General features: G+C 39.3%; 19 protein-coding genes. 11 read left to right on the top strand and 8 right to left on the bottom strand.

The genetic code is table 11. The features are described from left to right. Nucleotides 1-23 precede the first annotated feature (23 nt). Nucleotides 24-5183 carry a WD40 domain-containing protein gene (locus IQ247_RS12515; RefSeq protein WP_193920401.1) on the top strand — a complete coding sequence of 1720 codons (5160 nt, stop codon included), beginning with the start codon at nt 24-26 and terminating at the stop codon, nt 5181-5183. A gap of 230 nt (nt 5184-5413) precedes the next feature. On the opposite strand, the gene IQ247_RS12510 is transcribed toward IQ247_RS12515, so the two are convergent. After that, complete coding sequence (locus IQ247_RS12510; protein ID WP_193920399.1) at nt 5414-5725, bottom strand: hypothetical protein; 312 nt, start codon at nt 5723-5725, stop codon at nt 5414-5416. Nucleotides 5726-6586: 861 nt separating this feature from the next. Here IQ247_RS12510 and IQ247_RS12505 point away from each other — a divergent pair. From IQ247_RS12505 to psaI, 6 genes are all read left to right on the top strand, one after another. Continuing rightward, a complete protein-coding gene (locus tag IQ247_RS12505) occupies nt 6587-7426 on the top strand; it encodes a photosystem II manganese-stabilizing polypeptide (RefSeq protein WP_193920397.1) in 840 nt (279 codons plus the stop codon). 1074 nt (nt 7427-8500) lie between these two features. Then, on the top strand, nt 8501-9280 hold the full coding sequence (locus IQ247_RS12500; RefSeq protein WP_193920396.1) for an RNA polymerase sigma factor SigF: 780 nt from the start codon (nt 8501-8503) through the stop codon (nt 9278-9280). A gap of 173 nt (nt 9281-9453) precedes the next feature. Continuing rightward, nucleotides 9454-10419, top strand: coding sequence for a hypothetical protein (locus IQ247_RS12495; protein WP_193920394.1), 966 nt, complete (start codon nt 9454-9456; stop codon nt 10417-10419). A 3-nt stretch (nt 10420-10422) separates the two neighbouring features. Further along, nucleotides 10423-10668 (top strand): hypothetical protein, encoded by a 246-nt coding sequence (locus tag IQ247_RS12490; protein WP_193920392.1) that lies wholly within the window; start codon nt 10423-10425, stop codon nt 10666-10668. A 235-nt stretch (nt 10669-10903) separates the two neighbouring features. Beyond that, the gene (locus IQ247_RS12485) at nt 10904-13624 is read left to right on the top strand and encodes a hypothetical protein (protein WP_193920390.1); all 2721 of its coding nucleotides are present in this window, start codon (nt 10904-10906) and stop codon (nt 13622-13624) included. A 145-nt stretch (nt 13625-13769) separates the two neighbouring features. Further along, complete coding sequence (gene psaI / locus IQ247_RS12480; RefSeq protein ID WP_193920388.1) at nt 13770-13880, top strand: photosystem I reaction center subunit VIII; 111 nt, start codon at nt 13770-13772, stop codon at nt 13878-13880. 371 nt (nt 13881-14251) lie between these two features. Here psaI and IQ247_RS12475 read toward each other — a convergent pair whose 3' ends face one another. The 6 genes from IQ247_RS12475 to IQ247_RS12450 form a co-directional block, all read right to left on the bottom strand. Further along, complete coding sequence (locus tag IQ247_RS12475) at nt 14252-14371, bottom strand: photosystem II reaction center protein J (RefSeq protein WP_193920386.1); 120 nt, start codon at nt 14369-14371, stop codon at nt 14252-14254. An 81-nt stretch (nt 14372-14452) separates the two neighbouring features. Then, nucleotides 14453-14572 (bottom strand): photosystem II reaction center protein PsbL, encoded by a 120-nt coding sequence (psbL, locus tag IQ247_RS12470; protein ID WP_193920384.1) that lies wholly within the window; start codon nt 14570-14572, stop codon nt 14453-14455. A 9-nt stretch (nt 14573-14581) separates the two neighbouring features. Further along, a complete protein-coding gene (psbF, locus tag IQ247_RS12465; protein WP_193920382.1) occupies nt 14582-14719 on the bottom strand; it encodes a cytochrome b559 subunit beta in 138 nt (45 codons plus the stop codon). Nucleotides 14720-14728: 9 nt separating this feature from the next. Further along, on the bottom strand, nt 14729-14977 hold the full coding sequence (psbE, locus tag IQ247_RS12460; RefSeq protein WP_193920380.1) for a cytochrome b559 subunit alpha: 249 nt from the start codon (nt 14975-14977) through the stop codon (nt 14729-14731). Between the two features lie 143 nt (nt 14978-15120). Next, the gene (locus tag IQ247_RS12455) at nt 15121-16143 is read right to left on the bottom strand and encodes a photosynthesis system II assembly factor Ycf48 (protein ID WP_193920378.1); all 1023 of its coding nucleotides are present in this window, start codon (nt 16141-16143) and stop codon (nt 15121-15123) included. 107 nt (nt 16144-16250) lie between these two features. Next, entirely contained in the window at nt 16251-16586 is a 336-nt protein-coding gene (locus IQ247_RS12450) for a rubredoxin (protein WP_193920376.1), read from the bottom strand. Between the two features lie 189 nt (nt 16587-16775). On the opposite strand from IQ247_RS12450, the gene ndhC reads away from it, so the two are divergent. Genes ndhC through IQ247_RS12435 form a run of 3 tightly spaced genes read left to right on the top strand, consistent with a single transcriptional unit; the run spans nt 16776 to nt 18383 of the window. Then, a complete protein-coding gene (gene ndhC, locus IQ247_RS12445) occupies nt 16776-17138 on the top strand; it encodes a photosynthetic/respiratory NAD(P)H-quinone oxidoreductase subunit C (RefSeq protein WP_193920417.1) in 363 nt (120 codons plus the stop codon). Beyond that, entirely contained in the window at nt 17129-17866 is a 738-nt protein-coding gene (locus IQ247_RS12440) for an NADH dehydrogenase subunit K (RefSeq protein WP_193920374.1), read from the top strand. The genes ndhC and IQ247_RS12440 overlap by 10 nt, the downstream gene beginning before the upstream one ends. After that, the gene (locus IQ247_RS12435) at nt 17859-18383 is read left to right on the top strand and encodes an NAD(P)H-quinone oxidoreductase subunit J (RefSeq protein ID WP_193920372.1); all 525 of its coding nucleotides are present in this window, start codon (nt 17859-17861) and stop codon (nt 18381-18383) included. Before IQ247_RS12440 ends, IQ247_RS12435 begins: the two co-directional genes overlap by 8 nt. Nucleotides 18384-18957: 574 nt before the next feature. Here IQ247_RS12435 and IQ247_RS12430 read toward each other — a convergent pair. Next, the gene (locus tag IQ247_RS12430) at nt 18958-19869 is read right to left on the bottom strand and encodes a slr1353 family protein (RefSeq protein ID WP_193920370.1); all 912 of its coding nucleotides are present in this window, start codon (nt 19867-19869) and stop codon (nt 18958-18960) included. 1186 nt (nt 19870-21055) lie between these two features. On the opposite strand from IQ247_RS12430, the gene IQ247_RS12425 reads away from it, so the two are divergent. Further along, nucleotides 21056-23383: a ribonuclease R family protein gene (locus tag IQ247_RS12425; RefSeq protein WP_193920368.1), complete on the top strand. Its 2328-nt coding sequence runs from the start codon at nt 21056-21058 to the stop codon at nt 23381-23383. Nucleotides 23384-23587: the final 204 nt, after the last annotated feature.

Raw genomic sequence — 23587 nt, 5'->3', positions numbered from 1 at the left:
TAACTGATAACTGATAACTGATTATGAGTGAAAATACAAGTCTTACGGACATCGCAATTTCCAATCAACACACTCTGCGTAGACTGATTCGGGCAATTGGGCTTTCGGGTGGTCAATTTTCTCTAATTCTAGTACGGTGCAATTACAGCGAATTGTGCAAACAAGTATTAGACAATATTCGCTCCCAAACCAAAGACGTAAATTTGCGAGAAGTATTTTTATCTCCCTCAACCACAGCTTTACACAGCACCATAGTCTCAGAACTATTTTTGAATATACCCGCAGTCAAGACAGATTCTTTACCAACTGCCGTCATGGTATTTGGATTAGAGTCAGTGACAAACTTAGAAGACTTACTCAGCGGTGTTAATCAAGCAAGAGACATCTACGCCGATACCTTTGCTTTTCCGATAGTTTTGTGGCTCAAAGATGAAGTAGGAACATCACTTTCGCGGTTTGCACCCGATTTTAAAAGTTGGGCAGCAACGACAATTAAATTTGAAATGGCTGCGGATGATTTAGTTAATTTGATCCAACAGCAAACACAATCCTTATTTGACAAAGTTATAGATGCAGGAGCGCAAAAATTTTTATCAAATGCGGCTTTACTTTTAGATCCCAAATCTCAGCAGCGTCGAGAAATTGAATCAGCACGTAACGATTTACTTCGTCTTTACAACATCAAGCTAAAACCACAATTAGAAGCAAGTCTGGAATTTGTACTTGGGCGCGATAACTATGTTAACGACAACATTGACGAAGCACTATTTCATTATCAACGCAGCTTAGAACTTTGGGAAGAAGAAATTAAAACCAACTCTCCCCCCCCCTCCTTGTCTCCCCATCCTCTAATCCACCAAGCAGTAGTGATGTTCCATTTAGGATTATGTTACCGACGCTTAGCGGATTTACAACCTGCTGCCAATATTAGCTTCTGGCAAAATGCTTTAAATTGGTTTAAGCAATGTTTGGATATATTTGAAACAAAAAACAGAAAAGATTTAAGCGCTAAATTTATTTTTCCTGCTTGTGAAATGCTGCAATTTTTGCAACAGTGGGACGAATTATCACAACTAGCAACATACTCGCTGGAATTACACCAATCATTTGGAAATAAAACATTAATTGCTCAAGGTTACGGATTTCTTTGTGTTGTGGCTGCTTCCAAATTGGATTGGTTACAAGCTCATGAATTGGCAAATATAGCTCTGTCGATCGCTGAAGAAGTGCCAGAAGTGTCTCGTCAACAAGAAAGTTGGTATCTTTTATTGCTTGGACGCGCTTTACGAAATTTGGGTGAATGGGACGAAGCTGTTAACACTTTAGAATGGGCAAAAGTGGTTTGTGAAGCTCAATACGAACCATGTTTGTATCTAGAAATTGTTGAAGAATTACGCTCTCTTTATTTTTGTGAACGTCACAATTACTTAGAAGCGTTTAAACTCAAAAGAGAAAAGATTCAGATTGAGCATCAGTATGGTTTTCGTGCTTTTATCGGTGCGAGTCAATTACAACCGCAGCGTTACAGAGTCAACCCAGTTTTACAACCGCAAAAAATCTCATCAATTCCCGAACAAGTTGCCCAAGAGATTGCAGCTTCGGGAAGACAGCAGGATGTCTATCGTCTTCTAGAAAAAATGACTCGCGCTGACTGTAAATTGACGGTGGTTCATGGGCCGTCAGGAGTTGGTAAAAGCTCAATTATCAAAGCGGGTTTAGTTCCAGTATTAAAACAAAATTTTATTGGGGAACGCATCGCTTTACCAATTGTTTTATCTGTTTATACCGATTGGGTAACAGCTTTAGGACGCAGTTTAAACCAAGTTATTGCTCAAACTTCTATCTCTTTGGCAATAGAAATTACAGTTGAAATTATTTTAGAAAAACTCAGATTGTTAGCAGATAATAATTATACAGTTATTTTAATTTTTGACCAGCTAGAAGAATTTTTCTTTGTCAAGCATGATGCTAGCGAAAGAGTCGAATTTTATAAATTTTTTACTCAATGTCTCAATATTCCTTTTGTAAAAATTCTGATTTCTTTACGGGAAGATTATCTACATTATCTCTTAGAGTTTGAGAGATTAAGCTATTTAACTAAGGAAGATTACTATGATTTGGGAGTAATTAATCGAAATATTCTCGATAAAAATATTCGTTACTATTTAGGTAATTTTTCCCCTACAGATGCCACTAGTATTATCCAAAGTCTAATTAAACGTTCTCATTATCAATTAAGCGACGAACTAATTAATAAATTGGTAGAAGATTTAGCTGGAGAAACTCACCAAGTACATCCAATAGAATTACAAATTGTCGGCGCTCAATTAGAAACAGAAAATATTACTACACTCGCAGAATATCAACGTAGCGGTGGTTCGGAAAAATTAGTGCAGCATTGGTTAGAAAAAGTTATATTTGATTGCGGTCAAGAAAACGAACAATTAAGCTGGAAATTACTGTTTGAATTAACTGATGAAAAAGGTACGCGACCGTTAAAAACTAAAGCTGAATTAGTTACCATCATTTTTCGTCAACAAGAGGCTTGTTTAGAAGAGCGGGAAATTTCTCAAGTAGATGTTTTATCTGTAGTAAATCAAAGGGTAAATTCTACTTTTTCTCAATTGTTTAAACAACCCAAAGAAATAGCTTCTATATTAAGTCAGCAATCTATGGGTAGCGATGGAGAAAGTCTAGAGATAATCCCAGAAGAATATCATGGCTTGATGCATTCTTACAATCTTAGTACCCTAGAATTAATTTTAGAAATCCTCGTTGGAAACGGTTTGGTATTGCGAGTACTCCAAGAGTCAGGAGAACGTTATCAGTTAGTTCATGATTATTTAGTCAAACCAATTCGCGATCGCAATGATTATGGAATTACTGTCGAATTAGAAAAAGTCCGCTTTGAGAAGACTATTGCAGAAGTTGCTCAAAAGCGCTCGCAGGCAAAGCTAAATTCTATACTTCAACGCCGGCTGCGAGAAGCACGTTTAGCAGGTTTTGCTTTAGCGGTGATGTCAGCTAGTATTGGGGGATTATGGTGGCAAGCTGACTTACAAAAGAAAGCTGCAATTAGTCAAAGTTTACGAGCAGAACGTAGCGAAACGAACCTACAAATTAGTGCTTTGACTGCCGCTTCTGAAGCTTTATTTGCCTCTAACAAAGAATTTGATGCTTTAGTCGAAAGTTTACGTGCTTGGAGAAAGCTCAAACGCGGATACGGAATTAAGCCAGATACCCGAATGCGAGTCGTCACGGCTTTACAGCAAGCGGTTTATGGAGTAACGGAAGTCAACCGTTTAGAAGGACATGGTGATATTGTTTGGGATGTAATTTTCAGTCCTGATGGTGAGTTATTAGCGTCGGGAAGTCGCGATAAAACTGTAAAAATTTGGCACACTGATGGTAAATTATTACAAACCTTACAAGGTCACGAAGAAAGTATTACCAGTTTAGCTTTTAGTCCCGATGGCGGTTTGCTTGCTTCTGCAAGTCGAGATAAAACCGTAAAAATTTGGCGCAAAAATCCCGCTACACAAGAATTTGATTGGCAACCATTCAAAACTCTCGGTCACGGAGATTGGGTAGATAAGGTTAGCTTTAGTCCTGATGGTAAATTATTGGCTACCGGAAGTAAAGATGAAACGGTGAAAATTTGGAGCAGTGACGGTAAATTAATCAAAATTCTCCGGGGACATCAAGGTTGGATCAATTGGGTAGTTTTCAGCCCCGATGGTCGATTTATTGCTTCAGCTAGCGATGATAACACAGTGAAAATATGGGGAATTGATGGCAGTTTATTAACTACTTTACAAGGTCATCAGGAAGGGGTAACTGTTGCTAATTTTAGTCCTGACGGTGGAATATTAGCTTCGGCCGATCGCAATGGTACGATCAAATTTTGGCGAAGCGAACAAAAAGACGGTGTAAACAGCTTCATATACCGTGCTTATCGCAATTTAGAGCAGCATAGCGGTACAATTTGGAGTCTAAATTTTGATTCATCAGGTGAAAAGCTCGCTTCCGCTGGAGATGACAAGACGATCAATTTGATTGATGTTAACAATGGTAAATTGCTGAAAACTTTTAAAGGTCATAGCGATGCTGTAGCTAGTGTTTCATTCAGCCCCGATCAGAAATTTTTGGCATCGGCAAGTTATGACAAAACTGTCAAACTTTGGAGCTTAAATCCTCCTAAGTTACCAGTTTTAGAAGGACATGAAGACCGGGTACTAAGTGTTGCTTGGAGTCCTAATGGTAAAATTTTAGCTTCTAGCAGTCGCGATAATACGGTTAAACTTTGGCAGCGACAATCTCCCAGCGCTGGGTTTGAAACTCGTCTTTACAAAACTTTGTTGGGACATTCCGATCGAGTCACAAGTGTGAGTTTTCATCCCAACAGCGAAATCTTAGCATCAGCAGGCTATGACAAAACTATCAAACTTTGGCAACGAGACGGTCAACTACTCAAGACACTTGGCGGACATCACGACAGCGTAACCAGTATCAGTTTTAGCCCTGATGGACAATTATTGGCATCTGCTAGTACCGATAAAACGGTAAAACTATGGAATCAACAAGGTAAATTGCTCAAAACTTTAAAGGGACATCAAGCAAGGGTAAATAGTGTCCGTTTTAGCACTGATTCTCAAGTTTTAGCTTCTGGTTCTGACGACCAAACTGTAAAATTATGGCGACGAGATGGTACCTTATTAAAAACGTTTTTACCTCATTCTGGCTGGGTGTTAGGTGTCAGTTTTAGTCCTAGTAATAACTTGCTTGCTTCTGCTAGCTGGGATAATACTGTGAGGCTATGGCGTTGGGATGGTACTTTATTAAAAACTTTATTGAAAGGTTATGGAGATAGCGTTAGTGCTGTGACTTTTAGTCCTAATGGTGAAACTCTCGCTGCTGCTAGCTGGGATAGTACTGTCAAACTCTGGAGTAGTGAAGGTAAGTTAATTAAAAGCCTCAGCGAACATCAAGCCCCAGTATTAGATGTTAGCTTTAGCCCCGACGGTCAAACTTTAGCATCCGCCAGCGATGATCGTACAATCATCCTATGGAATTTAGATTTGGAGAATCTACTAGTACGCGGTTGTCACTGGGTGGGTGATTATCTCCAATACAACCGCAATGTCGATGCTGGCGATCGCCAACTTTGTCAAGGTATTAGCTAACTGATGTCTTATACGTTACGCATAATTAACTAGATAATAAAAAATATCAATAAAAATATTACTAACATCAAAATGTAATATTTTAGTCCATTTTAATGGACTTGCGCTATCAGACTGGGACTTGCAGTCCCAGGCGGTTAAAAACGATGTCAAACTACTAGTAATTATTTTGACTATGGGTTTCTATCATGCAAGATATAGGTATGGTATTAACCAAAAAATTCAAATTTTCAGCTATCTTCTTCGGCAATAGTTTCTAAATTAATCATCAAGGCTTGAATCCTCATCCGCTCAATATAAGGCCAGCCTCCTTCTGCTTCAATGTCTTTTAACAGTGAGTATAATGCCTGACGATTTGATGGTAAACTTTCTTGAAAAATACCGTCTCTAATTTCTCGATGCAATTTTTCTAACTGTCTAAGCAATCCTAAAATTTCTAAAATATCCCCTTGACAAACCGTCGAGTATTCGTGTATGTAATCCGCAATTTCTTGCAATTTGTAAGGCAGCTGATCGCGATCGGGATTTTTATTTTTGCTCATAGTATTATCCGCTAATTATAATTACCCTAATATTCGTGACGAAAGACAAAGCATAACTTTGGATAACTATAGCAATTCGAGGCTGAATCCTAAAGTTAAAAAACACTTTTTTAAAAATACCAAGCCTATTTATCTCAACTTGTGATGTCTTTAGCTACTACTGCAAAACTCTTAATATTTTGCAACATTTTTTCGATCAAAAAAGATAGAAACATATTTTTTAGGAGTATATAAATGTTATTTTGTCAAGCCTGAATTTAAAGATTAATCAATACAATGCAAATTTTCAGCAGATTTTCTCAATGTTAAGAAATGTATAAATCAGCGAGAGATAAATACATCGAGGTGATATGTGTGATGTGCAATCAAATAGGGATTGTTGAACATCGGCACTGAGAAGCTATTTATTTGCAAAATAAAACTTTAATAAGGATATAATTTTGGATATAAATTTTTCTGGTAGTACAAAATTGTAGGAGAATGAGATTAACTCAATCAATACCAAATTTGATAATCAACGTTGTTAAAGGAGAACTATAAAAACTTGCCATCATAACATAACTATAAAAAACATCTAGTTTGTGTTGGCTGTTGGCAGATTGCTGAGCTAACTACAGAGAATAAAGCCACAAAAGTCCTTTATTTACTTGTTACAAGCATCTGACTAAGATGGTAGTCGAGATGTTATGTAAAAATTAGGTTGCTTTGGGATTTGATAAAAAGCAATTACGAACAGGATAATTTAGCATATCCTAATTAAAGTTGATGATGTGCTTAGTAGCTAAAGTAAAAACTTTGGGTACATCTAACTTTTTTTGGTTTAACAACTGAAAATATTAATTTTTGACATTGAGGTTAACCATGAGGTATCGCGCTTTAATAGTTGGATTAATGGCTGTAGTGTTGGGCTTATTAACAGCTTGCAGCCAATCAGATATAGCTAGTGGTAGTAATCCTAGAGAATTACTTACCTATGAACAGATTAGAGGTACTGGCTTAGCGAACAAATGTCCTTTACTTTCAGAGACAAGCCGTGGTTCTGTCGCCATCGATCCAAACCAGTCTTACGTGATCAAAGAACTTTGCATGGAACCTACCAGTTTCTTTGTTAAAGAAGAACCAGTTAACAAAAGACAAGAAGCTGAATTTGTTGGTGCGAAAATGTTGACTCGTAAAACTTCATCTCTCGACCAAATTCAAGGTGATTTGAAAGTTAATCCAGATGGTAGCTTGACTTTTGAGGAAAAAGATGGTCTTGACTTTCAAGCCATTACCGTACTGCTTCCAGGTGGAGAACAAGTTCCGTTCTTATTTACTGTGAAAAATTTGGTTGCTCAAAGCCAGCCTAATTTAACCAGCATTAATACCTCAACCGATTTTGAAGGAACTTTTAAAGTTCCTTCTTACCGTGGTGCAACTTTCTTAGATCCTAAAGGTCGCGGTGTTGCAAGTGGTTATGATAATGCAATTGCCCTACCTTCCCAAGCAGATAAAGAAGAACTCAGACGTGCCAACGTTAAGAGTGTTGAAGGTGGTAGCGGTAAGATTTCTTTGAATGTAGCCAAAGTTGATAGTGAAAGTGGTGAAATTGCTGGTACTTTTGTCAGCGAACAGCCTTCAGATACTGACTTGGGTGCTGGTGAACCCTTGGAAGTGAAAGTTCGCGGCTTATTTTACGCTCGCGTTGAACCAGTATCATAGTATGTTTGAATCTGCTGTATTAGTTGATTAAACTCAACTGATGTGAATCACTGATTTATTGAATTAATCTTCAATTAATTTAGAGGGCTTATAGCCCTTTTTTTATGGATTGATAGAGCTAGTTTTACATTTATTAGGACTTACGCAACAGTAACGTAATCCTGTCATTACGAGCATAGCGACGTATATGTCCTATCGGACACGCTCCGCTAACGCAGAATCTATGGGTGAATGCTTCCCTACACGTAGTGACCGTCGTAATGACAAATGGTGTTTGCGTAAGTCCTGATTTATGTCAAATACACATTTCCATGGGCAAGTCTTGACTATCTACATATTCACATATTTACTTACTACTCAGTTATATAACAGTTATATGATTGTTCCCTATTCTCCCCAATTCTAATCAGACGAAATGTTTAATTAAATGGTGGTACAAGTACTTAAATAAAGAATTTAATCTCTTTTTTAATTGCTAGCCTGATAAAAATTTTATATCTAATTATTTGATTTGTTTAAGAAAACTTTTACCATCGGTATTTTCTCTGAAAGGCTATATTTTTTTAGTTACTTGATTGTTTTGTAATATTTTTTGATCGACAATTTAGCTAATTTTTCAAAACTTGAATTAAGTAATAATTCGGTTACATTATTTCGCATTTTTTGTATAATTTTATATATGTAGCACCTCCAGCTACAAAATTGAAAAGTTAAAAAATTGCTTTTCTTATGGACTAATAAGTTTTAGATAGATTGAATTTTTAATCAACTATTAATCGATGACTTGCACCAAAATGCATTATCTGCGTAATGGAAACTTTTGGGTTATTCAGACTGAACCTTCTCTAATATTCCAAACAAATTAGCTGTTGGTCAAGTTGCTCCCATCTAAACAGTATGCAGCTTAAAAAGTAAGCCGCCTTAACCTTCTGAGCCTTCCCGTTCATAGTCTCATAGTCATCCGTTATTCATACTCGATAACGGAAGAATATGTTTGTCTGAATTTTACGTATAAGTACTTACATAAGTGCATTACCAGGAACAATAGTCCCTTTTACCCATCATCAAGGTGCCATGCCTACTACCTTACTTAATAAAGAACTGAAGCACGAAATTTGGCAGTTATTGCGAGAATACGAGCAATCTCAGTCTGCTGATGTTCGCAATCAACTGGTAAAACTTAATTTTGGACTTGTCAGAAAGGAGGCTTACTATTGGATAAACCAATGCCACGAAAGTTATGACGATTTACTTCAGGTCGGTTTTTTGGGTTTAATTCGTGCTATTGAAAGATTTGACATTTCTAAAGGTCATGCCTTTAGTTCTTTTGCTATTCCTTATATTCGTGGTGAAATTCAGCATTATCTGCGAGATAAAGGTGTAACTGTTCGGATTCCTCGACGTTGGTTGGCAATTCAGCAACAAGCGATTGGTGTTTCTCGTTCTTTGCGGGAGCAGTATAATCGTCAACCGACGGATTCTGAAGTTGCCGCAGCCTTGTCTATTTCCCTGGAAGAATGGCAGGAAATCAAACTAGCTTGGGTAAATCGCGCTCCTTTGAGCTTAGATGTACCTGTATATGATGGTGACGAAGATTCGGCAAGTTTAGCGGAAATGGTTCCCGATCATCGTTATCGGAGTTTTCAACTAGCCCAAGAAGATCAGTTACGCTTACAACAAGCATTGCTTCAGTTAGAAAATCGTACCCGTCAAGTTTTGGAATTTGTGTTTTTACAGGATTTAACCCAAAAACAAGTAGCCGAAAAACTTGGTATTAGCGTAGTCACAGTTTCTCGTCGAGTCAAAAAAGGGCTTAATTCCCTCAAGCACCTGATGGTTGCGGCAGAAGATTAGCAAGTCCCGTAATTTTTCAAATCTTTCTATAAAAAATACAGGTAATCTATCTAACAATCATTGACATGAAAAAAATTAGGTTATAACTGGAACAGATTTCACTTTTGATACACATTTCAAAAGCTAGATTTCAAATATTCCAAATTTTTCCAATAGCTCCATGAGTTTGGCTAATGGGTAGACATTTAACAATCACAATTGCATCTATATTAGCTTTGGCGATCGCCGGATGTTCTGGTGAAGAGGAACAACAAACTGTTGAACCGACCCCCACCACAACAACAGAAAACGACCAAAGCGAGAAACCGAAACCTTTTGAAGACCCTGTGGTGCCTGGGAAAACAGATAGAGTTATTGCTCAGGCTCCTTCGACTTTAATCCAAACCACTAATCCTACAGAACGAGTAGGAATAGTCGCCAAAGGACGTACCGACCCCTTTGACGATATTATTTCTCCTGTAATTACTCGTACAAATACAGCTAGTAATAATACTGAGAATAACAATCAACAAAGAACTGTTCCGGCGTTGCCTCCTTTACGAACATCCAGTAGAAATACTGCATCAAGAGCCAGGAGAAGTGCGGTGATTTCCGCGACTGCTCAAGGAAGCCGAAGCCGTAATTATGCAGCTACTCAGGGAAGGAATACTAAGGTAAATTCTAATTCAGCCAGGGTAAATTCAACACAAATACCGAAACAAGCGGCTAAGAAACCCAATTCTGGGGGTACTATAACTCCAACTGGGGTTATACCTAGAGTAATGCCTGGGGTGATACCACAACCAGACCTTGCATCTGTATTACCACCACCACCGCAACCAACATTAGCTCAAGCCGTTTTGGTTTCAGGGGTAATTCAAGTCGGGAGTCAACCCCAAGCCATCATTAAAGTACCTACAGAACCTACTAGCCGGTATGTTCAAGCAGGACAAAGATTAGCGAGTGGACTACTTGTTAAAAGAATTGAAATGAATGAAGGTTCCGAACCGATTGTTATTCTGGAACAATATGGTATTGAAGTAGCGAGAATGGTAGGAGAAGCAGCTATGGGAGCAGTCGAACCAACTACGGCTTCTACGTCCAATCCTGTTTCGACATTACCATCGTTACCAAAACCTGCATCTGTCGGAGCTTCTTAAGATATGGAAACAAGGGAAAAGATTGTTATACCAGGCTTATCTTTGACGGTTTACCGCGAAATTGCCGCTCATTTGCGTTCTGTACAAGGAATAGAAGTGGGATTAATCGAACAAACTTCCCAAGAGTTTGATTACAACCAAAGCCAAGTCGGTGGTTTATGGATTGATTACACATCAAACTCTAGTTCGCAAGCTAGACAATGGGCAAAACAAATCCTAGCTTATTATCAACATCGCTATGATGTTTGATCGTAAACAGCTTTTCCCAGTTAATTAAAGCTTATTTGTAACCCCTCTTCTATTTCAGGAGAGGGGATTTTAATTTTAAGGTGGACAATTACAGAAGTCGGGTTTTTATAAAAAAATTGTATTTTAATCAAAATAACAATTTATATGATGCAATTGCAAATTTAGTGCGGTAAACTTGCAAGCAAGATAATGCAAATAATACTAAGGCTGCTAGGGGTTTTAGTCATCAATCACAATGGAACAGTGGCAATTTCTGATACAAAAAGAAGGTTCGCGTACTTGGCATCCTTTACTGAAGCCAAGGATAGAGGTTATGTCTGGTCGCTATCGAGTCGTCGCTCGTTCTCACCGTACTAATACGGATGTTGAGGTCAAGGTCACTCACACTTCCTTATCCGAGCTTCCACCCAAACAACGTATTCACAAACGCAGACGACGCACTAATTCAGAAGGCTTAACGGCTGTAATTCCTTTTACTTATCTCCAGTCGGGAATTTGGGAATTACAATGTTCTGGGGATATAATCTCAGAACTTCTTGGTGCATCTTGGCAATATACTGTCACTTTGGTGGTTGTACCTTCTCCTGTTGATCAAAAAACAGTTTCACCACAAAATCCTTCTCAAAGCGTTGAGAAGCAGTATAAACTTAGTCAGGAAGAGATACCGACAAATCAAGTTAAATCAAAACTAAAAAATCTTCAATCTAGCTCTTCTTCGTCTAAGAATTTGATCGCTTCTATTTCTGTAGAACCTGTTAAAAATCAAAATCTTAATCCTAGTAGTCGTCAAGCAATCTCAACTCCTCCCAAAACTGTTGAATCTTCGGATCAAGTCCCTAGGGATAAACCTACTCAAAAAATACCAGAGTCCCTCAAAGCTGCTTCAGATAAACAAAAAACTGCGAGTAAAACCGTTACGCGAAAACTACGAGATTCTATTAAAGCAGCACCACATAAAGTTACTAATACTTCATCCGTTCCCAAAACAACACAAAAGCCCAAATCCTCAGAACAATCATTAACTACACAAAATAAAGATGTTACGGAAAAATCTGCTCAAAAAGAAAATTTAGCAATCATCGAGCAAACTAACAGTCCACTCAGAGTTAAGGGAGATACAGCAGAACAGATATTACACAACTTGATAGAGTTAGCTTTACCTGCTCCAGAAACTCTCCTTCCTGATGAAACTGGTGAAGATATTACAATCGCACCACCTTTACCATTATTGCTAAATCTAGATCAAACCAATTACGTTGCACCTTGGGGAGAAAGTATTCATATTCAAGGGCTTGTTCAGCTCAAACAAACAAACCAGCAAATTAAACAAATAACCCATCCCGAAGTCAGAATTGAATTGCGATCGCCACAAAATTCTGAGTTATTACAATCTAGTTGTCAACCCAATTCTAATCAAACCCTACCATTTGCCATCGCATCTTCAATTGAGATTCCTTCAATTTCTTCTAAGTTAATTCTCGGAGAAGTTAAATTATATGGCGCACTTACAAGTGACGGGGTTATCGAATTACTAGCGAGTCAGTCATTTACAATTACGGCAGATATTACGGAATTATTAGCAATTACGGTAGCTAATCCCACAGGTGAATTAGCTCTTTACAGTAATTCCACAGAGGAATTATCTCAAGTAAATAATCCGTCTCAAACCTTAGAATCGGGGATGTCTCTGGATTTAGAACTGTTCAATTTGGTAAAAACCGCCAAACCAAAACAATCTGCGATCAGTGTACCATCAAAGAAAAAATCTTTACCACCCCTTATAGAACTTCGTAAATCTCGCAAACGAGTTGTAACCCATTGGCTTAAATTACCAAATGTCCCTGGTTATCAAGAAAAAATTGATCAGTATATAAATAACGGTTATATCGAAACTGTCTCTGGTTCAACTATTACAGGTACTAGTTTTCCTTATTTACGCAAATCAAAACCAATACCTTCCTCTAATGAGCAAGTAGAATCTGAGGTTTCTGTTGTTGAACAATTAACATACGTTGATGTTACCGACAATCAAAATACAGTTGAAAGCTTAGTTCAAGCTGACAGTAGTAATTTAGCTGAATTGCTCGTCCAACCACAAAAAAACGATAATTCCTTTGAGTTTGAAGAACCAGTTACACCCCGCAGATCGGAATATATTGCAGCGGAAATCTCTAACACATCTCCTTTAATTAGACAATGGATGCTTTCTCAAGGATATGCTCTACCTGAGCCAATTAATGTAGAATACGAAGACTACGAGATTGAAACGAACAACAATCAAAACATACCCGATCAACAGACTTCAACAGTTAAAACTGATAATCAAGCTCAAAAGGTAACTACAAATGTTTCTTCCTCAATAAATATACACTCAACACCATCGCCTTATTTTTCTATTTCATCTGGTTCTGGATGGGAAATCAGTCAAATTGCTACGCCACCAACTCAAATAGCTCAGGAAATTGTAGTAGATGATACAGATGTTTTCACAGATAGTATCTCCGATGCACAGAATTTACCGATAGAGCAACCGATAGATCAAATCAAAAAATCTTCAGCCTTCTCCCTTACCATAAATACCCAAAAAATAGAAGAGTTACCGATTCCTCAACTGTACGTACCACAAGGTGAACTGATTTCGGGTAAATTCCTTAACGTGCGAGTACGTCTACCGCAGGGGAACTCCCATCTTGCCGTAAAATTATGGTTAGAAGATTGTCAAACCAGGCATTTGCTTGACGGTCCTCATTTACTAACCAATTTAACACCTAATAAAAACGGAGAATTGGAAGTAATAACTAAATTAAATATTCCTTTTGGCTGCATAGAAATTCGCTTAGAAGCGATCGCGATCAATACAACTACCCAGCAAGAAAGCCATAAATTGACGATTCAGCGTACTGTAATACCTCCGGATTTGCCCAATATTCAAATTGATGCAATTTTGGGAATGTAAAAGCCTCCAACTGTTAACTGTTGGCTGGTAACTGATAACTGTTAAAAGGCTTTGTGTTAAAAATATGTACGATTTTGCTTTAAGACGGTGCAATTTAGAGTAAGCTCGTGTTGAATTGTAATCCGATTTAATAGGAGGTTTAACTATGGCTGCTTCTTTTTTGCCATCCGTTCTCGTTCCTCTAACTGGTCTTGTTTTTCCAGCTGTAGCAATGGCATTTATGTTGTTGTACATGGAACGCGATGATATCGGTTAAATTTCAACGTTAGATAACTAGGCAGGATATTCCATTTGAATACAATAATAATTATTGTATGGGCATCCTGCCCAACACCTGACGTTAATTAAATTAGTGAACAGTGTTAGCGCAGCGTGACGCGGCAGCGTCATACAGTAAACACTCTTAGTATGGTGTTCTATTTAAACCAATACCTCTATACGCGCTCCCACCTTAATACGGCTCCCAACTAGCCCTTTCCCAAGTATAAACGTGACTGATAACTGATAACTGATAACTAAAACCGCCCATCTACAATAATAGACAGGCGGTTTTCAAAAAACAATTTCTAATCAAATATTAGAAAATATTAGAAAATACTCGAAGAAATCGGAATTTTTCTCAATGGTTTAAATCGAAGAACCGAGTCCAGCGTAGGCTCCATAAAAGAAAATACCTAAAACAGTGATTATCCCTAATCCTGCCACTGTAGCAACAATCCACAAGGGAATTCTTCCGCTTCCAGACATAATACTTACCTCCTTAATTGCAATGTTCGGTCAAATTAAATAAACAATGGTGGATTTATAGATTAATCCCAGTTCGGTAACTTAGTTAAAGAAGTAACTAGAAAACAGAATCCCTAAAACAAAAACTAGTAAAAGTCCAAGAAAAAGGGATGTCCGGTTTAACTCTACCGGCTGATTATTGGGATTAGTATTTCTTTCCATGAAAAACTCCTAACGTTGAATAAATTGCATCGCTGCGATGGCACCTAAAAAGAAAACAGTTGGTACTGCTAAAGTATGAACCGCGAGCCATCTAACGGTAAAAATGGGATATTGTACTGGTTGGTTGATGTTATTTGAGCTTGTCATAATTAAAAACTACTTTCCGATAAATTCGTCAACTTGTTTTTTGGCTTCAAAACGATTGTTTACAAGTGGCACTTCTTGTCTTTCTTGGGTGTAGTAAGTATCTGGACGGGGAGTCCCAAATGCATCGTATGCTAATCCGGTGCTAACAAACAACCACCCGGCGATAAACAATGCTGGAATGGTGATACTGTGAATTACCCAGTAACGGATGCTAGTAATAATGTCTGAAAACGGACGTTCTCCGGTAGTTCCACTCATTTGTCTACTTACCTATCAAAAATACGGCTAAATGACTGATGTGTCTATTATCCTACAAAGTTAAGAAAGAGTTACAACTTGCAACATATTCTCATAATTGAGGATAAATATTTTTAAGCTGAATTTACCAGCAAAAAATTATTTTAAGCTTTAGATGATTCCGTAGATGGTGCAATATCAGGCTGATACTTCAATAAAAAACCACGGTCTCCGATCACAAATCCTTTCTCTGGGGATAAGAAAACTATTTTGTAAAAATTTGTTGCAACATCTTCGACATCGCGGTCTTTTTCCCAGGTTTGCCCTCCGTCAGTGCTGCGGAGTAAATTAGCGCTACCACCACTAACCCAAATTTCTGATGGAGTCCGGTAAGCTAAATCGAGCAACCCCCAACTTGTGGACAATTCTGGATATTGAGCTTCCAGCCATTGTTCCGAATTATTCGGTTCACTAAATTGTATTTGTCCACCCCGTGCTAACATCCACATTTGTCCATTTTGAGCAAAGCCCATGTTTTCTACTTTGCGAGAACTATTGCGGTTGTGCTGCACCCAAGCATTTTGTCCGGGTTCCCAAGTGGAATAAAAGTTACCTTTACCAGAAACTGCTATATATCTACCATCCTCGGAACGTTCAATATTACGTACAACTCCAACAGATTCGGCGACTTGGGCTTTCCAGTTTTTACCCCCATCGGTAGTTTTGTATATTGCTCCGACATCCGTAGCCATTTCGGCGCTATTTTCACCCAAAGCCACAATCGAAACGGGATTACCGGGTAATTTTTCGCTCAAAGGAATGCTTGACCAAGTTTTACCTTCATCATTAGTGTGTAGCAATGTAGAAGGTTCCACAGCTATCCAGCCTTCATTCCCGGCAAAATCAATTGCATTAAAACGGTAGTTTTCATCACCCAACTGCAAAGCGATCGGTTTCCATGTTTCACCACCATCTTGGGTTTCTAAAAGAGCAGCCTTACCACCAACGATAAAACCGTGATTGGGGTTGTCGGTAAAAGCAATATCAAATAGTTTGGCATCAGTTGGTATAGAAATTGGCTCCCAAGGGTTGTAACTCATGGAAGGAACATTACTACAACCGACACACATGAGGGCGATCGCCAACAATGCCACTATTTTTTTGCTAATTTTCAAAGTTGATAACATTTTTATCAGTTCTATCAGTTAACTTTTTGTTAATTTTCTTAATTTTTGTATTGAAAGCTTTAGTGATTGTAGGTGGGTTATGTGCCCACCATTACAAACATGGCTCCTTATTTTAAGCCATAGAGACTGATAAAAAACAAGAAACCAAGAGCCAAAGCACCAAAAATCAAGATATTTTTTTGACCGGGTGTCAATTTATTAACGCCAAATCCATAACCAAGATTTTCCGAAAAGCCGGAAGCAGTCCCGGCAGGACCAACATTTTCAAAAGCTTTCTTTTTTGCCGTACAAACCGGACAGCGCCAGGTTATGGGCAAATCCGCAAAAGCAGTACCTGCGGGAATGTTATGGCTATCATCCCCTTTTTCTGGTTCGTAGACGTAACCGCAGGCACGGCACTCATAGCGGTCTAGCTCAGTATTTTCAACAACTTGTTCGCTCATGATGCCAGACAAGGCAAAGCTTAAATATACGTTAAAAATTATGACACAATTGTCAGATATTTCTATGAAAAGCGAAAAGTAATCAAATCCCTATCGGTGTCCATTTCACAGGTTTTAAAACGCTCAAATCGATATAATGTAAAAGAAAATTACGATGTTTATTTCGTCAATAACGGATTTGTACTTATTGTGTTTGTCCTCTCCGGTTACGAATATCTTTTAGGCTTTTTAATAGTGTGCAGCTTGGTGCCTGCACTAGCTTTATCTGCTTCCAAACTTTTGCGACCGAGCAGTCGCAACCCGGAACGGCGCACCACTTACGAATCTGGCATGGAACCCATTGGTGGAGCCTGGATTCAGTTCAATATCCGCTACTATATGTTTGCGCTGGTCTTCGTAGTCTTTGATGTTGAGACCGTATTCTTATATCCTTGGGCAGTTGCCTTCCATCGTCTGGGTTTACTTGCATTTATTGAAGCGCTTGTTTTTATAGGAATTCTCGTAGTTGCCCTAGTCTACGCATGGCGTAAAGGAGCTTTGGAATGGTCTTAGATAATACAAAACCCATAGCACAGAATCAAGAGCGTATTCTCAATCCGATACAGCGCCCCAGTGTGACTCAAGAACTATCGGAAAATGTCATTTTAACTACCGTTGATGACCTTTACAACTGGGCGCGACTTTCTAGTTTGTGGCCTTTATTATTCGGTACTGCTTGCTGCTTTATTGAATTTGCGGCTTTAATCGGCTCTCGGTTTGATTTTGACCGTTTTGGCTTAATCCCTCGTTCTAGCCCCCGTCAAGCGGATTTAATCATCACAGCCGGTACAATCACCATGAAGATGGCACCCCAGTTAGTACGTCTTTACGAACAAATGCCAGACCCCAAGTATGTAATTGCCATGGGGGCTTGCACTATTACCGGTGGAATGTTCAGTGTGGATTCTCCTACCGCAGTCCGGGGAGTTGATAAACTGATTCCGGTAGATGTTTATTTACCCGGTTGTCCTCCACGTCCGGAAGCGATTATTGACGCAATTATCAAGTTGCGGAAAAAGATTGCTGATGATTCTATGCAGGAGCGGGGTTTAATCAAGCAAACTCACCGCTATTACAGCACAACTCACAATATGAAGCCTGTGGAACAAATTCTCACAGGACAATATTTACGCTCGGAAACTCGCATCGCTCCACCCAAGGAGTTAACTGAAAGCATTGGTATGCCTGTACCGCCTGCTATATTAGCTTCACAAAAGCAAGAGGAGGTCGAAGGTGGCTGAAGAATCAAAACCAGTACCGGCTGAGGAACAGTCCCCTGTAGAAGCGGGGAAAGTGTCGAAGTGGTTAACTGAAAACGACTTTGCTCATGAGACTTTAGAAGCCGACCATAGTGGAGTAGAAGTAATTAAGGTAGAGTCGGATTTTCTTCTACCCATTTGTACCGCTTTGTACGCTTATGGATTTAATTATCTTCAGTGTCAGTGTGGTATAGATTTAGGACCCGGAGAACAGTTAGTCTCCATGTATCATTTGGTAAAAGTCAGTGATAACGCTGATAGACCAGAAGAAGTACGTGTAAAAGTATTCTTGTCTCGTGAAAATCCAACAGTACCTTCAGTGTATTGGATTTGGAAAACAGCAGATTGGCAAGAGCGCGAGTCCTACGATATGTTCGGCATTATCTATGAAGGACACCCAAATTTAAAACGGATTTTAATGCCGGAAGATTGGGTAGGATTTCCTTTGCGTAAGGATTATGTTTCGCCAGATTTTTATGAATTGCAAGACGCTTATTAATGCAATTTGTAAATTAAGTAAATTAAAAGTAATAATATTACCCCACGAGTCAAATCGGGGGTATTTTTTTTAATTGGGAATTGGTAATTGGTAATTGGTAATTGGGAATTGGTAATGGGTAATGGGTAATGGGTAATTGGTAATTGGGAATTGGTAATTGGGAATTGGGAATTGGGAATTGGGAATTGGTAATTGAAGTTAAGATTTGAAAGTATTAGCGTAGCGTGTCCATCAAAATTAATTATTTCCCGCATTACTAGTGGTCTTTTTCATTTATTCTGACGGGTTCATTTATCCCCCAAACTATGTAGAGACGCGAAATTTCGCGTCTCTACAACCCCGCATAACTAATGAAATAGAGTACTAGTACTCCACCACATTAATTTTGCGGGGTAACCCGCTCGTAGTGTCCGGGTCTCGCTCCCTCGTTACAACCAGCGAGCTAGAAGTATGCCCCTCCGGGGCAGGCTACGCCAACGCACTACTTTAACCCATCAGAACTAATGCAATCAACTATTACCCATTACCCATTACCCATTACCCATTACCCATTACCCATTACCATCTCACAACTTTAAAATCCCGCCAGGGGATCTGTTTCCAACAAGTTTGTTTGTGCGGGTAGAGATTCTAGATAATTGAGAAAATCGAGTAATTCTTCTTCGGTGAGTAAAGTTCTTCCTCGTTTACCGTAAGTGTTGATCAAATATTCTCTTCCTTCCTGTGGTGTCCAACCGAGACGCTCAAGCTCAACGTCGGTTTTGGCAATTACGTCAGATAAATCAACGGGTTCGGTCTTTTTCTTTCTTTTGGTTGTGCTTGTTTTTGGTGTTTTTTGAGTGGAATTAGTTTCAGCGCTTCGATTAATGGGGGTAACATTACTCGGAGTAGAATTTTCTTCCGCTTCCGATTGGTAATCGGACATAATATCCCTATCTTCTATTGGTGTATCAAAATCCGGTTCGTCATATGTGGGAATAGGCAACGGTTTATCTAAATCTTGATCGTAAATATCACTGCGATCATTTGCTAAGAATGCTTCTGGACTGTTGGATGGGGCAGATTGTGGCACTTCAATAGAATTACTTGGTGAAGTTATGGGAGTTTGGGAGGCTATAGTTTGGGTTGCCTCAGTAAAGTTTGGGTTGGTATTGGTATACTCAACAGCTTGATCCGCCCGAACACTCAAAGAACGATTTGAAAATAACTGTAAATTAGGTTGTGGAGAAGTTATAACTTCTTTTTGTTCAATTACTTGTTGCTGTACTTGTGCTTGGGGTTCATCCTTAGTTACTAAAACCATTAATGCCCGAATTCTAGCTCGATCTTCTGCTTCTTCAATGGTTTCGGCTGCTGCCATTCCTGTGGCGCGGGTTACGCCTTCAATTTGCACGCTAGAGCGGACAATATATTTACCGTTGTAAATTTGTACTAATTCTGAGATGAGGCTACCTGTAGGATACAAGCTCTGAAATTGAGCCAACATAATATTTCTACCAATTTAAGTCTGCTTTAATGTGGATGGTTGCCGATCAAAATTTAAGTTTAAGTAGTTTAAGTCTTGATTTCAACTGCAACCAGAAAACTGAAATCTGTTTCTGACTTGAATTAATTAAGCAAGAATTTGGACTGAGAAAAATTTTTCCTGCTTGATGTATAGTCCAATGGTGTATCAAAAAACTTGTTACAAGCTTTTGATGTGTTATGGTGTTTACCGACGGTGCCGACACAGGCTGTCTTAGATATTTTTCTGCAAAGAAAAATAGTTAAAGGTTGCACCGCAAACTAACCTAACACATATAAGGCTATGGTCGGGGTAATTTTATATATGTTTCTCCATAATTTAATTATGGCAATTGTGGCGTTGCATTACGTCCTAACTACCAGATGGCTGTAGTTTTATTTTGGTTAGAGTATCTGTCTTGCTGTAACGAAGTCGGTTAAGTGTTTCGGTTGTAGCGAATCTTGGAGTCGGTAATCGGTACGGGAGCCGTGAAACGACGCAGCCTGTGATGACCGGCGTTCCCCGGTCATTTTTTGACTGAGTAGTGAGTAATTTTTAGTGGTGTTACTATAAATGCTATACTAATTACCCAAATTGCTATCCAGAAAATAGTTCTGGAAGTACGCTCCTTATCTACAATAATGAAGTAATGGTTCCACCTCACTGCGCGGTTTCGTTGCTGACCTGATTGTTACCGATTCTACATAAGGGGCAGTTCGGTAAGGGGCAGTTTTTCCGAGTACATTCTCAGAGTTTGGCGGCACTTAAGCACCCGAACGTGGCGAACAATTGAACATCAACTAGTCATCGTTACTCCACCGTGAAACGACGGAGCCTGCGATGACCGGGCTTCTCCGGTTAACCGCAAACCGATAAACGAAAAACTAGTCAGGTGCCTTGATTGTTGGCTTGTTACCTTTTAAAGCTCCGCTACTCGTAATTGGTTCGGGCGGGGTGGGTAATAATTATTTATTTCAGGCGTGCTTTGTCAGATTGGGAATGATGTTGGAACTTTTTGTCAAACAAACTCTGAGATAATTGTGCAATACCTTCCTGCGGGGGCGGGTAATTCGTTTCTGACATGACTTCTTTTTTGTGGTGAGGGTATACGCAATCGGGCGAACCAATTAAAAAAAAACGATGTTTTGACTAAAGGTCGGTTCAGTGCATGGAATTTTCAATCGCTACACTCCTTGCCAATTTTACTGATGATAAATTGGTAGCTCGCAAACTTCTGGAGAAAAAACTTGGTTGTGAAGATGATGAGAGTATACAAAAACTGGAAATTGCCTTAGAAATTTTAGAAAAAATCGGAATTTTGGCAAAAGAACGAGGTAAGTACCGACGTATTTCGGAAGATTCCTTGATTGAAGCTAAACTTCGATGTTCTTCTAAAGGCTTTTGTTTTGCAATTCAAGATGTAGAAGCTGCTGAAGATATTTACATCCGGGAAAGTCATTTGAGCAATGCTTGGAATGGCGATCGCGTTTTGGTGAGAATTCTCAAAGAAGGTAGCCGCAGACGTTCTCCAGAAGGGGAAGTCAAGTTGGTTTTGGAACGTTCTAATCACACTTTGTTAGCGCGAATTAAGCAGATAGAAGGAGGTTTTCGCGCCGTACCTTTAGATGATCGGCTGCTGTTTGAACTCAAATTGCAAGAAAATAAGATTAAGTTAGAAAATGCAATCGACCATCTGGCTCATGTACAAGTACTGCGCTATCCCCTCGCTCAGTACCCACCTCTGGGTAAAGTGGTGCAAATCCTCGGTAGCGATGCGGAAGCCGCAGCCGATATTGATTTAGTTACCTGCAAACACGACCTTTCCCGTACTTTTCCGGCTAATATCGAAGACGCAGCCGCTAAATTACCTAAACGGATACTGAAAGCAGACCGCAAAAATCGCCTGGATTTAACAGAAAAGTTTACTATTAGCATTGGCTTTAATGCTGATTCGGTAATAGTTAGGGAAAATGCCATATCCCTAGAAGAAACCGAGGAAGGCAATTGGTTACTGGGTTTTCATATCGCTGATGTTTCCCATTATGTACAGCCAGATGAAGCCTTAGACCGCGAAGCTTTAAGGCGAGGAAGAACTGTTTACTTAGGGGATTTGGTATTGCAAATGCTACCCGATGGTGTAGCGGCAAGAAGTTCTTTGGTTACAGGAAGCGACCGTTTGGCGATTTCTTTTCTGATTACTTTGGATGGGGAAACCGGAGTTGTTCTGGAATGGGAAATTCAACCGAGTGTGATTAATGTTGACAAACATTTAAACCAAAAGCAAGCTTTGGGAGTTCTGGTGAATGATACTAAAGAATCTCCGGAAGTGATAGAAATGTTGCAACAATTGCAAGCTTTAGCAACAGTTCTTAAAGAACAACGTTTGGCTAGGGGCAGCTTACAGTTAAATCTGCCTTGCAAACAAAACCCCTTTTATGATGAAGGTGCGAGCGGGTGCGTAACCGAAACCGATTCCCCGGTTAGTTGTCTGTTAACGGAATTAGTACTGTTAACAAATAAATTAATGGCAAATCATTTAAATGCTTTGGGCGTTCCTGCGGTGTGGCGGGTTCAGGGCGCACCCGATCCGGAAGACGTTCAGGAAATGCTCAAGCTGGCAATTAATTTAGGTGTAGAACTGGCGCTCCCGGATGACATTGAGATTCAACCCTTGGATTATCAACACTTAACTAAAGTGTTTGCAGAATCTGCTTCGGAACAAGTTTTGACTTATTTGTTGCAAGATACTCTCAAACCACCTGTTTACACGACTAATCAAGGAGGACATTTTGGTTTAGCGCTGCCAGACGGTTACGTTCATTGTACTGCTCCCTTACGGCGTTATCCCGATTTACTCATGCAAAGGGTATTTTATGCCTTAATTGAAAACGGACGCGATCGCCGTAATACTCGTGTCAAAGAACGGGTGAATCTCCGTTCGAGTAATTCTCACGGTGAAATTAACTGGAATGTCTTAGCTCCGGAGCTACACCAGGAATTACAAATCGATTTAGCAAGGGTGATTACCCAAATCAACGATAGAGAAAAGGAAGTCCAAGAAGCTGAAGCTGATTTGGAAGGGCTCAAAAGAGCGGCTTTAATGAAACAGCGGATTGGCGAGGTCTTCAGTGGCGTAATTACTGGTGTTCAATCATACGGCTTTTTTGTAGAAATTGAGGTGCCGCAGCCAGAATCGGAAGAAATTAATCACGTGCCTTTACGGGTGGAAGGGCTGGTACACGTTAGTTCTCTTAAAGACGATTGGTATGAATATCGCGCTCGGCAGCAAGCATTATTCGGTCGTAAAAATCGGGCATCCTATCGATTGGGCGACCGTGTATCTGTCCAGGTGAAAAGTGTAGATTATTACCGTCAGCAGATTGATTTGGTAACTGTTGGTAGCGATGGTTCCCCAGGCGATCGCGATGAACCAACGGGCTACTATGTACCGCATAATTACGAATCGGACGATTTAGATGATTATGAAAATGAATAGATAGTAAGTTTTGAGTTAGGAGTTAGGAGTTAAGAATTGTAGAGACGTAGCAATGCTACGTCTGTACGGGAGTTAGGAGTTAGGGGTTAGGGGTTAGGAGTTAGGGGTTAGGAGTTAGGGGTTAGGAGTTAGGAGTTAGGAGTTTTTCAAAAAAAAAGATTTTCCTTACTCCTAATTTTATCAAGTGAATTCTCAGCTTTAGTT

The sequence above is a fragment of the Plectonema cf. radiosum LEGE 06105 genome (assembly GCF_015207665.1).
GTDB classification, from domain to species: Bacteria; Cyanobacteriota; Cyanobacteriia; order Cyanobacteriales; family Nostocaceae; genus Rivularia; species Rivularia radiosa_A.
Note: the sequence above shows the minus strand (reverse complement) of the source record. Positions and strands in the feature narration are given on the sequence as shown.

Bases quoted from the DNA above. Each gene is read 5' to 3' on its own strand.
- IQ247_RS12505 (WP_193920397.1), top strand. From the start codon at position 6,587: ATGAGGTATCGCGCTTTAATAGTTGGATTAATGGCTGTAGTGTTGGGC.
- IQ247_RS12515 (WP_193920401.1), top strand. From the start codon at position 24: ATGAGTGAAAATACAAGTCTTACGGACATCGCAATTTCCAATCAACAC.
- IQ247_RS12495 (WP_193920394.1), top strand. From the start codon at position 9,454: ATGGGTAGACATTTAACAATCACAATTGCATCTATATTAGCTTTGGCG.
- psbE (WP_193920380.1), bottom strand. From the start codon at position 14,977: ATGAGTGGAACTACCGGAGAACGTCCGTTTTCAGACATTATTACTAGC.
- IQ247_RS12425 (WP_193920368.1), top strand. From the start codon at position 21,056: ATGGAATTTTCAATCGCTACACTCCTTGCCAATTTTACTGATGATAAA.
- IQ247_RS12475 (WP_193920386.1), bottom strand. From the start codon at position 14,371: ATGTCTGGAAGCGGAAGAATTCCCTTGTGGATTGTTGCTACAGTGGCA.
- IQ247_RS12485 (WP_193920390.1), top strand. From the start codon at position 10,904: ATGGAACAGTGGCAATTTCTGATACAAAAAGAAGGTTCGCGTACTTGG.
- IQ247_RS12500 (WP_193920396.1), top strand. From the start codon at position 8,501: ATGCCTACTACCTTACTTAATAAAGAACTGAAGCACGAAATTTGGCAG.
- IQ247_RS12510 (WP_193920399.1), bottom strand. From the start codon at position 5,725: ATGAGCAAAAATAAAAATCCCGATCGCGATCAGCTGCCTTACAAATTG.
- IQ247_RS12490 (WP_193920392.1), top strand. From the start codon at position 10,423: ATGGAAACAAGGGAAAAGATTGTTATACCAGGCTTATCTTTGACGGTT.
- psbF (WP_193920382.1), bottom strand. From the start codon at position 14,719: ATGACAAGCTCAAATAACATCAACCAACCAGTACAATATCCCATTTTT.
- IQ247_RS12455 (WP_193920378.1), bottom strand. From the start codon at position 16,143: ATGTTATCAACTTTGAAAATTAGCAAAAAAATAGTGGCATTGTTGGCG.
- IQ247_RS12440 (WP_193920374.1), top strand. From the start codon at position 17,129: ATGGTCTTAGATAATACAAAACCCATAGCACAGAATCAAGAGCGTATT.
- IQ247_RS12450 (WP_193920376.1), bottom strand. From the start codon at position 16,586: ATGAGCGAACAAGTTGTTGAAAATACTGAGCTAGACCGCTATGAGTGC.
- psbL (WP_193920384.1), bottom strand. From the start codon at position 14,572: ATGGAAAGAAATACTAATCCCAATAATCAGCCGGTAGAGTTAAACCGG.
- IQ247_RS12430 (WP_193920370.1), bottom strand. From the start codon at position 19,869: ATGTTGGCTCAATTTCAGAGCTTGTATCCTACAGGTAGCCTCATCTCA.
- psaI (WP_193920388.1), top strand. From the start codon at position 13,770: ATGGCTGCTTCTTTTTTGCCATCCGTTCTCGTTCCTCTAACTGGTCTT.